Raw genomic sequence first — 12,634 nt, 5'->3', positions numbered from 1 at the left:
CCGCACAGCGCCCGCCAGCGCCCCGCCCAGCGGCGCGGCCAGGGCCAGGGCGCCCCGCTCCTTGTGCGCGAGCAGCACCGCCCGTACCGCGTCGGCGTACGCGGCCGCCGCATACACCCTCGGCAGCCCCGGCGGCGCCGGGCTCGGCCGCACCCGCCGCGGCCCACGCCGCCTCCCGGCCGCCTGCCCGCCCCCGGCGCACAGCGACCGCCTGCATTCCCCGCACAGCTCCGTCCGCGGCCGGCCGCACCCCGCGCAGCCGACCGGCAGCACCAACCCGGCGAATTCCCGCCACAACCCCCGCATGTCTCCACTGTCCCGCCCCGGCCGCCCGCCCACCACCCCTGTGGATAACTTCGGCGAACCGCCCTCCGGCAGCATGGACACAGGCAGCTTGACCTGCAGAAATACGCCCTGGTTGGTTGAGCGGGGCCGGGCGGGCTCAGCCCGGGTAGACCGGTGCCGTGCCGCGCGTCGCCACCGTCTTCCAGTTCGCGTCGACCGGCAGCCGGACGATGCCCTCGTCCGCGTCCGCGATCAGTGGCCGGGTCTCGTCCTCCGAGGCCGCCACCGCCTCGACGCCGTTCACACCGGGCAGAGTCTGCGTGTTGGACGCCGAACCGTCCGTCTCCATGAACTGCATCTGCTGCACCCCGCCGGACTCCCGGCCGACCACGACCAGCCGGCTGTCGCCCGCCCAGGAGGCGGCCACCACGTCCTCCAGCTGCGGCGCGATCGGGCGCAGCGCCTGTACGGACAGCTTGGGGTTCATCGCCGTACCGCCGCGTTCCACCCGGCCCAGCTGCAGAGTCGTCCGGCCCTTGTCCTCGATGAGCATGGCGATCCGTACGCCGTCCGACGCCACCCTGATCGACTTGATGCGCCGCTTGCCGAGCCCGGGTACCGCGACCTCCTGCGGCTCGCCCTTGCCCGACCGCAGCCGCAGCAGCCGCGACCCGTCACCGTCCCGGTCCGCGATCCACAGATCGCCCAGGCCGTCCCAGCTCGGCGCGGTCAGCCCGTCCGTCTCGTTCTTCGCCTTGCTGCGCAGCCGTACCTCGGCCCGCTTGGACATCTCGTCCAGGGCGGCGACGTACAGCGCGCGCCCGTTCAGCGAGACGCCGGCCGCGGACTCCTCGCCGTGTGCCACGCCCACCGAGCGCAGCGCGATCTTGCCCGTACCGAGCGGCCCCGGCACCGGCGTCGCGTCGGTCGCGGTGTCCGTCATGCTGACCACCCGGTGATCACCGTCGACGTAGTACTCCAGCGCGGTGTGCCGTACCCGCGCCTGCTGGCCAAAACGGTCCGCCGCCTCCTGCTGCTTCAGTTTGCACAGCGAGTCGCCGCCGGCCTTCTGGAGCTCCACCTCGCTGACCTTCGAAGCACGCGCCATGCCCTGCACCGTGAAAAGCACCTGGGCGGCCATCCGCCGGCACTGGTCGCCGTTCACGCCGGTCGCCTCCTTGCTGAGCCGTACCCGCAGCGCGTTGGAGTCGTCCAGCGTCAGAGTGGGCCGCGAGACGTGCGTGTCCTTCGGGAACGCGGAAACCGCCACCTGGTGCAGCCAGTTGGTCGGCCCTTGCAGCAGCGCGTTCACGCTGGCCGTGACGGGATCTATCCGCTGCCGGAGGTACACGGGGTCGGCCACGAGCACGTCCTTGCCCGCCCTCGGCTCCCCGGCCTCGGACTTGTAGGACGCGAAGTAGTACTTGTTGACGGGCTGATAGATGCGCTGGAAGTCCGGCAGCCCCAGCACCAGTCCGTTCGGCAGCCGGTCGATGCGCCACTGCCCGTTCTCCCGGGCCAGGTGCATCGTCTCGCGGTACGCCTTCTCCTGGGGCGTGTAGGCGTGCTTGCGGTCCACCGTGGCGACCTGTGTGCCCTCCAGCGTGACCGTGAAGCCCTTGGCGTCCTCGCGGTTGGCCGGGCTGCCCTCCGGAGTGGCCTTGGGGCGCTCCTGGAGCACCTTGGTGGTCGCGAACGGCTGCCAGGCCTTGCGGGCGGGCGCCGCCAAATACTGCTTGGCCGTACGGAGGTTGGCCTCGTCACTGGTCAGCGCGTCGAGGAAACCGCGCACGATGTCGGTCGGCTGCGCCCCGTCCTGCGGCGGCACGCCGTAGACCCGCACCTGCGAGTCGGCGTCCGCGCGGGACGCCTGATCGACCGGCAGCGACTCACCCTCGTCCGGCATCGACGCGCACCCGGCCAGCAGCATCGCCCCGGCGGCGAGCACCGCGAGAGTACGGAGGCGGCGGCCCCGGTCCCGCCTTCCGGCGCGGCCACGGCCGCGACCGCGATCAGCGCCGATCACGTAGCTCGTCCTCCCGTCCCTCGCCGTCCCGCGCCTCACCCGTGCGGGCATGTGCGTCCGCACCGGCCCGGGCGCGCGCGTCCGCACCCGTACGGCTGCACGCGTCGGCATCCGTACCGCTGTGATCCGTACCGCTGCGCCCGTCCGTGGTGTCGCCGGCCGGTAGCTCCTTGGGCCCCGCCCCGTTGTGCGCGGAGCCGCCGTACACGGTGCCGCTCTGCGCCGCCCCGTCGTGCGCGGGGGCGCCGTGCGATGCGTCCTCGGTGCCTGCCGCACCGTTCGTACCGGGACGCGGCGCGGCCTCCGCGGCGCCGTTCCCGGACTGGGCCGGAACCGTGGTCACGGGCTTGCGCGCCTCGATGGCGCGGTGCCCGGACGCGCGGCTACGGGCACGGTTGCGCCGCGAATCCTCCGGCTCCAGGGGGATCGGCGAGCCGCGCAGCGCCTCGCCCGCCGTACGCGGCAGCGTCAGCCGGAACTGGGAACCGCCGCCCGGCTCGCCCCACGCCTGCAGCCACCCGCCGTGCAGCCGGGCGTCCTCGACCGCGATCGACAGGCCGAGGCCCGTGCCGCCGGTCGTACGGGCCCGGGCCGGGTCGGCGCGCCAGAAACGGTTGAAGACCCGCGTCGCCTCGCCGGGCCGCAGCCCGACGCCGTAGTCGCGTACCGCGATGGCCACCGCGCCGCCGTTCCGGCCGCCGGCGGAGGCCAGGCGTACGACGATGTCGCGGCCCTCGCCGTGCTCGACCGCGTTGACCACCAGATTGCGCAGCACCCGCTCCACACGCCGGGCGTCCGCCTCGGCCACCACCGGGTACTCGGCGCCGCGCACGACGACGCGGCTGCCCTTGGCCTCCGCCAGCGGCTCGGCGCCCTCGATGACGCGGTGGACGACGTCCCGCAGGTCTATCGGCTCGGCTTCCAGCGCGGCCGCCCCCGCGTCGAACCGGCTGATCTCCAGCAGGTCCGCCAGCAGCGACTCGAACCGGTCCAGCTGCCCGCGCAGCAACTCGGCCGAACGCGCGGTCGCCGGGTCGAAATCCTCGCGCGCGTCGTGAATGAGGTCGGCGGCCATCCGTACGGTCGTCAGCGGCGTCCGCAGTTCGTGCGACACATCGGACACGAAGCGGCGCTGCATGCGGGAGAGCGCCTCCAGCTGCTGGATCTTGCTCTGCAGGTTCTGCGCCATCTTGTTGAACGATTCGCCGAGCCGCGCGATGTCGTCCTCGCCGGTGACCTTCATCCGCTCCTGCAGCAGGCCGGCGGCAAGCCGCTCGGAGATCCCCGCGGCCATCCGTACCGGGGTCACGACCTGCCGCACCACCAGCCACGCGATCGCGCCGAGCAGCACCACGACGAAGACCCCGGCCGTGGCGAGGGTGCCCTTCACGAGGCTGAGCGACTTCTCCTCCTGGCTGAAGGAGAACAGGTAGTAGAGCTGGTACGGATTGCTGTTGACGTCGTCCAGCCGCTTGCCGATGACCAGCGCGGGCTCGCCCTCGTCCGACCCGACCCGCTTGATCTGGGTGTACTCGCGGTACGTACCCGCGTTCTTGTCCAGTTTCCGGCGCATCTCCGCCGGCACGCTGCGCTCCGGATCCACATCGCCCGAAGCGCGCGGACCGCGCACGCCGGGGCTGTCGTCCACGAACGGCTGCTCGACAGCCGAGTCCGAGCTCAGCGCGACCACCGAGAACACGCCCTGGCCGCCACTGGCGAGCTGCTCGACCAGGCTGGTGAGCCAGGTCGCGGAGTCCTGCGCGCCGCGGTTACCGAGGCGCTGGGCGTCGTCCCCGCGGATGTCACCGGCGCCGTCGGCCATCTGCTGGGCTACGGCGAAGCCGCCGGCGGCCTGGCTCTGCGCGGCCTGCCGCTTGGCGTCCAGCAGGCCGTTCCGCACCTGTCCGATGACCACGAGGCCGAGCAGCAGCACCACGCCCAGCGACATCAGCAGGGTCGTCGCGACGACCCGCAGCTGGATGTTGCGCCGCCACAGGCGCATGGCGGGCAGCAGCGGCCGCCGCACCCAGCGGCCGATGAGGCGCAGCATGGGGTGGACCGGCCCGGTGGCCGCCCCGTCGGGCAGCAGCTGCGGCCCGCCTCGCACGAAGCGCTCGAGGAAGGACATGTCATCCGCCGCCTCAGCGGCCCGCCCCCGCGTCCCCTCCGGAGCCGAACCGTCCCGGGGCATCTCAGCTGGGCCCGGCCTTGTAGCCGACGCCACGCACCGTCACCACGATCTCCGGCCGCTCCGGGTCCTTCTCGACCTTCGAGCGCAGCCGCTGGACGTGGACGTTCACCAGCCGGGTGTCCGCGGCATGGCGGTACCCCCAGACCTGCTCCAGCAGCACCTCTCGGGTGAAGACCTGCCACGGCTTGCGCGCCAGCGCGACCAGCAGGTCGAACTCCAGCGGCGTCAGCGCTATCGACTGCCCGTCCCGCTTCACGGAGTGCCCCGCCACGTCGATGACCAGGTCACCGATGGCCAGCTGCTCCGGCGCGGGCTCCTCGGACCGGCGCAGCCGCGCCCGGATCCGTGCCACCAGCTCCTTCGGCTTGAACGGCTTGACGATGTAGTCGTCCGCCCCCGACTCCAGACCGACCACCACATCCACGGTGTCGCTCTTGGCCGTGAGCATCACGATCGGTACGCCGGACTCGGCCCGGATCAGCCGGCACACCTCGATGCCGTCCCGTCCGGGCAGCATGAGGTCGAGCAGTACAAGGTCGGGCTTGGCCTCGCGAAACGCGGCGAGCGCCTTGTCGCCGTCCGACACGAACGACGGTTCAAAGCCTTCGCCGCGCAGCACGATGCCGAGCATCTCTGCCAGTGCGGTGTCGTCGTCGACGACCAGGACGCGTCCCTTCATTCGGCCATCATCCCATTACCTGATCGTGACTTAGCGAATCGTGACGTGGAACACACTTCCGCCAGGCTGTCACGAGTGACCGGAGAGACCACACCGGCCTCGGTCACGATCGCGGTCACCAGCTCGGCCGGGGTGATGTCGAAGGCCGGGTTGTAGGCCTGCGCGCCCAGCGGCGCCACCGGCACGCCGACGCCCGCCTCCGTCCCCGCGGCGACCACATACGGCAGCGAGATCTCGGTCACTTCGTGCCCGGCCCGCTGCTCCACCTCGATCAACGCGCCCTCCTCGGTCTCCGGATCCAGCGTCGTGGTGGGGGCGACCACCACGAACGGCACGTGGTGATAGCGCGCCAGCACGGCCAGCGGATAGCTGCCCACCTTGTTGGCGACCGCGCCGTCCGCCGCGATCCGGTCCGCGCCGATCAGTACGGCATCCACCTCGCCCGCCGCGAAGAGCGACCCCGCCGCCCCGTCGGGCAGCACTGTGTAGGCCATTCCCGCCCGCGCCGCTTCGTACGCGGTCAGCCGCGCCCCCTGCAGCAGCGGCCTGGTCTCGTCCACCCACAGGCGTCGCAGCTCTCCCGCCCGGTGCGCCGCCAGCGCCACCGCGAAGGCGGTGCCCTCGCCCCCGGAGACCAGCGCTCCCGTGTTGCAGTGCGTCAGGATGCGGTGACCACCGCCCGGCAGCAGCTCACCGAGCAGCGCCAGCCCGTGCTCCGCCATCCGCGCGCTGGCCCGCGCGTCCTCGGCGTGTACCGCCCTGGCCTCGGCCAGCGCGGCCCCCGCGGCCTCCTCGGGCGACTGCCCGGCGGCCAGCGCCGCGTCGTACGCCCCCACCGCGCGCCGCACGCCGTACGCGAGGTTGACGGCGGTCGGCCGGGCGTATGCCAGGCTCGCCGCGGCGTCGGCCACGTCGAACCCGCGGGCGGCCGCCAGCGCGACGCCGTACGCCCCGGCGATCCCCAGCAGCGGAGCACCGCGCACCGCCAGCGTCCGGATCGCCTGGACCAGAGCCGGTACGTCCGTGCACACCAACTCGGTTTCTTCCGCAGGCAATCGTGTCTGGTCCAGCAGGACCACCACCGGCCCTTCGGGCGGCTCCTCCCAGCGCAGCGCAGGGACTGCGGGTGCCGCGGCGCCCGCCTGACGTACTCCGTACGGATCGGCCATCCGCCCAGTCTGCCGTCAGCGGCGGGGCGAACATAAGGTCCCCCCTCGGGACCCGGACAGTCTTCGAGCCCCGGACGGTCCCCGGGACCGGGACGGCCGCCGGGAGAACCGGAACGTCTCCGCCCGGTACCGGAAGATCCCTTCCTGACAAGGGGGCCGGTACGAAACCGGACTTGCCGTGGCACGATGACTGGCACCGCGGACCCCGGAACCCGACCGCCGCCGCGGACGGGCAGTGTGAAGGAGCGACGATGAACAACTCTCCGGGCTGGGCCTCGCCCGGATCCTCCCCCTCCGACGAGCCGGACCGCGGCCCCCAGGAGCAGCCCACCCCGCCCGAGCAGACCACCGACCCGCAGTCCACCGGCCCGCAGCCCAAGGACGCACCGGCGACCGAGCAGGGGACGGCGGATCAGCAGCCGAAGCCCACGGCTCAGCAGAACGATGGTCAGCAGCCGTCGCCCGCATCGCAGCAGACCGGTGGTCAGCAGCCTGCGCCCCCCTCGCAGCAGACGGCGGGTCAACCGCCCTCCGCCCAGTGGGCCAAGGAGCAGCCGCCGGCCGGCCAGTGGTCCGCGCCCAGCGGCGGAGTACCGACCGGAGCGCCGACCGAGGGGACGCCGGGCAGCGGCCCCGACGGCGCCGCGAACGGCGGCGCACCCGGCTGGAATCCGCCGGGCGGCGCGGGCCCGCAGGGCGGCGCTCCCGGCGGCGGCCCCGGCTGGGGCGGACAGCCCGGATGGAGCGGCCAGCAGGGCTGGAACGGTGGCCAGGCCGGCCCCGGCGGCGCCAACTGGGGTGGCGGCAGGCCTGGCTGGGGCGGCGCGTGGTCCCCGCCGCCTCCGGCGGCCAAGCCCGGCGTCATCCCGCTGCGCCCGCTCGGCGTCAACGAAATCCTCGACGGCGCGGTGGCCACGATGCGGGCGCACTGGCGCACCATGCTGGGCATCTCGCTCGTCGTCGCGGTAATCACGCAGGCCGTCGCCACGGTCGTGTCGGGCGTGTGGTTCCGAGGCACCGACAACATGACGCTCGGGACCGACCCGAGCGCGGACGTCGACGAGGTCATGCGCGAGGCCGGCGGCCAGCTCGCCGCCAGCGGCATCACCTGGTTCATCGCCATGCTCGGCACGGTGATCGCCACCGCGCTGATCACCATCGTCGTCAGCCGTGCCGTCCTGGGCCGCTCGGTCTCCGCCGGGGAGGCATGGCGCGACTCGAGCCGGCAACTCCCCCGCCTCTTCGGCCTGCTCCTCCTGCTCCCGCTGCTCATCGCCGCCGTCATCACGGTCGGCCTGCTGCCCGGCATCCTCGTCGCCGTACTCGGCTCGGCTCCGGCCGGTGTGGCGCTCGCGCTGCTCGGCGGGCTCGCCGGCCTGGCCGCCGGGGTCTGGCTGTGGATCCGCTACTGCCTCGCCGCCCCCGCCCTGATGCTCGAGAAGCAGGGCGTCATCACGTCCATGCGCCGCTCCGCCAAGCTCGTACGCGGCGCCTGGTGGCGCGTGCTGGGCATCCAGCTGCTCACCGTACTGATCGTGGTGATCGTGGAGTTCATCGTCCAGATCCCGGCCACCATCATCGCTTTCCTGCTCGGCGGGGAGAGCGCCGCGAGCTGGATGAACGGCAACGCCACCACCGGCTGGACCTTCCTGATCGTGGTCGGCATCGGCGCCGTGATCAGCTCGACCGTCACCTTCCCGATCAGCGCCGGCGTCACCGCGCTCCTGTACATGGACCAGCGGATCCGGCGCGAGGCCCTCGACCTCGAACTGGCGCGCGCGGCCGGGCTCCCCGGCTACGGCGCCGACGCGGCCCCCGCCCCCGGCGCCACCCCCGGGAGCTGATGCGGTGCCGGCCGGGGGGAGAATCGCCGTGCTCGCGCAGCACCTCGCGGGCACCGGCGACGACGTGCCCGTACAGATCCCGCGCGGTCCTGCCCGCGAGGCGGCGGAACGCGAACTGTCCAAGCCGCGATACCACGAGTACGACCCCAACCCGCTCCAGCGCGCCCTCAATTGGCTCTGGCAGCGCATCGACGACCTCTTCAACGCGGCCGCCGGAGTGGCCCCCGGCGGCTGGGTCGGGCTGCTCGTCGTCGTCCTGGTGGTCCTGCTGCTGGTCGTCGCCCTCCGGCTGCGGCTCGGCGCGCTGCGCCGCACGCCCACCACCGCCGCCGCGCTCTTCCCCGACCGGCCCCGCACCGCCGCCGAACACCGTACGGCCGCGGAAGCGCACGCCGCCCGCAGCGACTGGACGCCCGCCGTCCAGGAGCGGATGCGCGCGATCGTCCTCGCCCTGGAGGAACGCGCGCTGCTCACACCCGCGCCGGGACGCACCGCCGACGAGGCGGCCACCGAGGCCGGCCGCGCCTTTCCTACCCACACCGACCGGCTGCGCGCCGCCTCCCGGGCCTTCGACGGCATCACATACGGCCGTCGCCCCGGCACCGCCGACGAGTACACCCTGCTCAGCGCCCTGGACACGGACCTCAGCCAGGCGAAGCCGGACCTCACCACCACCCGGCCCGGGGCCGCCGGATGACCTCTTCCCCCGCTTACACCACCTCCGTGTCGCCCACCGCCGCCCGGATCTGGGCGCGCTCCCGCGGCCTGCTGATCGCGCTCCTCGTCCTCGCCCTGGGCGGCATCGCCATCGCCGCGCTGAAGTCCGGCGAACAGCACGGCCGCCTCGACCCACGCTCCGCCGACCCCACCGGCAGCCGCGCCCTCGCCACCCTGCTGTCCGAACGGGGCGTCAGCACCCGCGTCGTGACCAGCACTCGCGAAGCCGCCGCCGCGGCAGGCCCCGACACCACCCTGCTGATCACCGACCCGAACCTGCTGACCGACCGACAGCTCAGCACCCTGCGTACGGCCACCGGGCGCTCCCCCGGCCGCACCGTCCTCCTCGCCCCCGACCAAGTGGCGCTCGACGCGCTGGCCCCCGGCGCCCGGGCCGCGGACCCCACCGATACCACCGTGCGCGCACCGGACTGCCCCCTGCCCGCCGCCCGCCGCGCCGGCGACGCCGACCTCGGCGGGGTCCGCTACCGCACCTCGGCGCCCGATGCCGACCGCTGCTACCTCGTGGACGGCCTGCCCACCCTGCTCCGCCTGCCGGGCAACGCGGCGAGTGGCACCGGTCCGGCCGCCAGCGACACCGTGCTGCTCGGCTCCCCCGAACTTCTTTACAACCACGGCCTCGCCGAACAGGGCAACGCCTCGCTCGCCCTGCAACTCCTCGGTTCGCACCGTCATCTCGTCTGGTACCTCCCCTCCGTCAGTGATCCCGCGACCGCCCGGAACGGCGAGCGCTCCTTCCTCGACCTCATCCCCTCCGGCTGGCGCTGGGGACTGCTGCAGCTGGCCATCGCAGCCGTACTCACCGCCCTCTGGCGGGCCCGCCGGCTCGGCCCTCTCGTCCCCGAACGGCTGCCCGTCACCGTGCCCGCAGCCGAGACGACCGAGGGCCGTGCCCGCCTCTACCAACAGGCCGACGCCCGCGACCAGGCCGCCGCCGTCCTGCGCTCCGCCACCCGCACCCGACTGGCTCCCCTCGTCGGTGTGCCTCCGGCCGACATCCACACCGCTGACGTCCTCGTGCCTGCCGTCGCCGCCCGCCTCGCCGCCCGCGGCGAATCCGGTTCGTCCCTGCGCGCCCTGCTCTTCGGCACCGCCCCCGATGACGACAAGGCCCTGGTCCGGCTGGCCGACCAACTCGACGACCTCGAACGCTCGATCCTTCTCCAAGAGAGGCACGCACCTCGTGAGCACCCCGACAGCTGACCGCGCCCGAGCTTCCCTCGAGGCCCTGCGCACCGAGATCGCCAAGGCCGTCGTCGGCCAGGACCCCGCCGTCACCGGCCTGGTCGTCGCGCTGCTCTGCCGGGGCCACGTCCTGCTCGAAGGCGTACCGGGCGTCGCCAAGACCCTGCTCGTCCGCTCCCTCGCGGCAGCGCTCGACCTCGGTACGAAGCGCGTCCAGTTCACCCCCGACCTGATGCCGAGCGACGTCACCGGCTCACTCGTCTACGACGCGCGCACCGCCGAGTTCTCGTTCCAGCCGGGCCCCGTCTTCACCAACATCCTGCTCGCCGACGAGATCAACCGGACTCCGCCCAAGACCCAGGCCTCCCTCCTCGAAGCCATGGAGGAGCGGCAGGTGACCGTGGACGGAACGCCCCGCCCCCTCCCTGAGCCGTTCCTGGTCGCCGCGACCCAGAACCCGGTGGAGTACGAGGGCACGTATCCGCTGCCCGAGGCCCAGCTCGACCGCTTCCTGCTCAAGCTGACGGTCCCGCTGCCCGCCCGTCAGGACGAGATCGGCATCCTCACCCGGCATGCCGAGGGCTTCAGCCCGCGCGATCTGGCCTCCGCGGGGCTACGCCCCGTCGCCGGCGCCGCCGACCTCGAAGCCGCCCGCGCCGCCGTCGCGAAGACCGCGGTATCCCCCGACATCGCCGCCTACATCGTCGATATCTGCCGTGCCACGCGTGAATCCCCCTCGCTCTCCCTCGGCGTTTCCCCCCGAGGTGCCACTGCTCTGCTGTCCACGGCCCGCGCCTGGGCCTGGCTGACCGGCCGCGACTACGTCACCCCCGACGACGTCAAGGCCCTGGCCCTGCCCACACTGCGCCACCGCGTCCAACTCCGCCCCGAGGCGGAGATGGAAGGAGTCACGGCCGACTCCGTCATCTCCGCGGTCCTCGCCCACCTCCCCGTCCCCCGCTGAGCCGCGCCATGGCCCTTACCGGACGCACCGCGCTCCTCGCGGCGATCAGCGCACTCCTCGTCGGGCTCCTGCTCCCCGGCTGGACCGGCATCCTCACCGTCCAACTCACCTTGCTTGCAGCAATTCTGTGCGACCTTTCACTCGCCGCGCCAGTGCGAAAGCTGCAGTTCACCCGTACTGGTGACACATCAGTTCGACTCGGTGACGCTGTCCCCACACACCTCACCATCACCAACCCCACCGGACGTCTCTTGCGTGCCCACCTCCGCGATGCCTGGCCGCCCAGCGCCTTCGACCCCGGTACCGAGTACGACGCATCCCGGCACCGTCTCCGCATCCCCGCGTCCGAGCGCCGTCGCGACACCACGACCCTGCGCCCCACCCGCCGCGGCGAACACCGCGCCGTCCGCATCACCGTCCGCTCGTACGGGCCGCTCGGCCTGGCCGCCCGCCAGGGCAGCCACCACGTCCCCTGGGCCGTCCGCGCCCTGCCGCCCTTCACCAGTCGCAAGCACCTCCCCGCAAAGCAAGCCCGCCTGCGCGAGCTCGACGGCCGCACCAGCATCCTGACCCGCGGCGAAGGCACCGAGTTCGACAGCCTCCGCGACTACACCCCCGGAGACGACACCCGCTCCATCGACTGGCGCGCCACCGCTCGCCAGCAGACCGTCGCCGTACGCACCTGGCGCCCGGAACGCGACCGCCACATCCTCCTCGCCCTGGAAACCGGCCGTACGTCGGCCGGCCGCGTCGGGGACATTCCCCGCCTCGACGCCTCCATGGACGCGGCGCTGCTCCTCGCCGCGCTGGCCTCCCGCGCCGGCGACCGCGTCGATCTGCTCGCCTACGACCGCCGGGTACGCGCCGCTGTACAGGGCCGCACCGCGCGCGATCTCCTCCCCGCGCTCACCGACGCGCTGACCCCGCTCGAGCCGGAGCTCGTCGAAGCCGACGCCCGGGGTCTGGCCGCGGCGATCCGCCGCAGCGCGCCGCGCCGCTCCCTCATCGTGCTGTTCACCGGCCTCGACGCCGGACCGGTCGAGGAGGGGCTGCTCCCCGTCCTCCCCGGGCTCACGCAGAACAACGAGGTCATCGTGGCTGCGGTGGCCGATCCGCGCATCGAGGCCATGGCCGCCGGCCGCCATACCCCGGCCGATGTCTATGCCGCAGCTGCCGCGGAGCGCACCCGCGCCGAACGCCATCGCACCGCCGACCGCCTCCGCGGCCACGGCGTCACCGTCGTCGACGCCACGCCGGCTCTGCTGGCCCCGGAACTGGCCGACACGTACCTGGCTCTCAAGGCTTCCGGACGGCTCTGAGGGACAGCTGAGAGGGCGGCGAGGGAGGCTTGGCTGTCACGGGCGGGTCCGGCCCGGCCCCCTCGGTGCCAGTACCCTCGGTGCCGGTTCTTCTCCAAAACGCAGAAAAGCCCCGCACCATGAGGTGCGGGGCTTTCCCACAATGATTGTTCGGCGGCGTCCTACTCTCCCACAGGGTCCCCCCTGCAGTACCATCGGCGCTGAAAGGCTTAGCTTCCGGGTTCGAAATGTAAC

The 12,634-nt window shown here is 73.1% G+C and carries 9 protein-coding genes, 1 rRNA gene and 1 pseudogene; 5 read left to right on the top strand and 6 right to left on the bottom strand.

Going from position 1 to position 12,634, the window contains the following annotated elements; translation table 11 throughout:
• From ABT381_RS32310 to mtnA, 5 genes and pseudogenes are all read right to left on the bottom strand, one after another.
• A pseudogene (locus tag ABT381_RS32310) lies at window positions 1-306 on the bottom strand (ComF family protein); the annotation flags it as partial.
• Between the two features lie 136 nt (window positions 307-442).
• Window positions 443-2,362 (bottom strand): LpqB family beta-propeller domain-containing protein, encoded by a 1,920-nt coding sequence (locus ABT381_RS32305; protein ID WP_467754399.1) that lies wholly within the window; start codon window positions 2,360-2,362, stop codon window positions 443-445.
• Complete coding sequence (gene mtrB, locus ABT381_RS32300; RefSeq protein ID WP_502965732.1) at window positions 2,298-4,439, bottom strand: MtrAB system histidine kinase MtrB; 2,142 nt, start codon at window positions 4,437-4,439, stop codon at window positions 2,298-2,300. The genes ABT381_RS32305 and mtrB overlap by 65 nt, the downstream gene beginning before the upstream one ends.
• Before the next feature lie 64 nt (window positions 4,440-4,503).
• Window positions 4,504-5,181, bottom strand: coding sequence for a two-component system response regulator MtrA (gene mtrA, locus ABT381_RS32295; RefSeq protein ID WP_030250475.1), 678 nt, complete (start codon window positions 5,179-5,181; stop codon window positions 4,504-4,506).
• Window positions 5,178-6,350 carry an S-methyl-5-thioribose-1-phosphate isomerase gene (gene mtnA / locus ABT381_RS32290; RefSeq protein WP_351600493.1) on the bottom strand — a complete coding sequence of 391 codons (1,173 nt, stop codon included), beginning with the start codon at window positions 6,348-6,350 and terminating at the stop codon, window positions 5,178-5,180. Before mtnA ends, mtrA begins: the two co-directional genes overlap by 4 nt.
• A 251-nt stretch (window positions 6,351-6,601) precedes the next feature.
• On the opposite strand from mtnA, the gene ABT381_RS32285 reads away from it, so the two are divergent.
• Genes ABT381_RS32285 through ABT381_RS32265 form a run of 5 tightly spaced genes read left to right on the top strand, consistent with a single transcriptional unit; the run spans window position 6,602 to window position 12,400 of the window.
• Window positions 6,602-8,194 (top strand): DUF7544 domain-containing protein, encoded by a 1,593-nt coding sequence (locus ABT381_RS32285; RefSeq protein WP_351600490.1) that lies wholly within the window; start codon window positions 6,602-6,604, stop codon window positions 8,192-8,194.
• Window positions 8,195-8,222: 28 nt separating this feature from the next.
• Window positions 8,223-8,891, top strand: coding sequence for a DUF4129 domain-containing protein (locus tag ABT381_RS32280; RefSeq protein ID WP_351600488.1), 669 nt, complete (start codon window positions 8,223-8,225; stop codon window positions 8,889-8,891).
• Complete coding sequence (locus ABT381_RS32275) at window positions 8,888-10,135, top strand: DUF4350 domain-containing protein (protein WP_351600486.1); 1,248 nt, start codon at window positions 8,888-8,890, stop codon at window positions 10,133-10,135. Before ABT381_RS32280 ends, ABT381_RS32275 begins: the two co-directional genes overlap by 4 nt.
• Window positions 10,116-11,081, top strand: coding sequence for an AAA family ATPase (locus ABT381_RS32270; RefSeq protein ID WP_351600484.1), 966 nt, complete (start codon window positions 10,116-10,118; stop codon window positions 11,079-11,081). Before ABT381_RS32275 ends, ABT381_RS32270 begins: the two co-directional genes overlap by 20 nt.
• Before the next feature lie 8 nt (window positions 11,082-11,089).
• Window positions 11,090-12,400: a DUF58 domain-containing protein gene (locus tag ABT381_RS32265; protein WP_351600482.1), complete on the top strand. Its 1,311-nt coding sequence runs from the start codon at window positions 11,090-11,092 to the stop codon at window positions 12,398-12,400.
• Between the two features lie 148 nt (window positions 12,401-12,548).
• Here the strand turns inward: ABT381_RS32265 and rrf are convergent.
• Window positions 12,549-12,634, bottom strand: a 5S ribosomal RNA gene (gene rrf, locus ABT381_RS32260); the annotation flags it as partial.

This window comes from Streptomyces sp. NPDC000151 (assembly GCF_040301705.1).
Classification (GTDB): Bacteria; Actinomycetota; Actinomycetes; order Streptomycetales; family Streptomycetaceae; genus Streptomyces.
Note: the sequence above shows the minus strand (reverse complement) of the source record. Positions and strands in the feature narration are given on the sequence as shown.

Bases quoted from the DNA above. Each gene is read 5' to 3' on its own strand.
- ABT381_RS32305 (WP_467754399.1), bottom strand. From the start codon at position 2,362: ATGCCCGCACGGGTGAGGCGCGGGACGGCGAGGGACGGGAGGACGAGC.
- mtrB (WP_502965732.1), bottom strand. From the start codon at position 4,439: ATGTCCTTCCTCGAGCGCTTCGTGCGAGGCGGGCCGCAGCTGCTGCCC.
- mtrA (WP_030250475.1), bottom strand. From the start codon at position 5,181: ATGAAGGGACGCGTCCTGGTCGTCGACGACGACACCGCACTGGCAGAG.
- mtnA (WP_351600493.1), bottom strand. From the start codon at position 6,350: ATGGCCGATCCGTACGGAGTACGTCAGGCGGGCGCCGCGGCACCCGCA.
- ABT381_RS32285 (WP_351600490.1), top strand. From the start codon at position 6,602: ATGAACAACTCTCCGGGCTGGGCCTCGCCCGGATCCTCCCCCTCCGAC.
- ABT381_RS32275 (WP_351600486.1), top strand. From the start codon at position 8,888: ATGACCTCTTCCCCCGCTTACACCACCTCCGTGTCGCCCACCGCCGCC.
- ABT381_RS32265 (WP_351600482.1), top strand. From the start codon at position 11,090: ATGGCCCTTACCGGACGCACCGCGCTCCTCGCGGCGATCAGCGCACTC.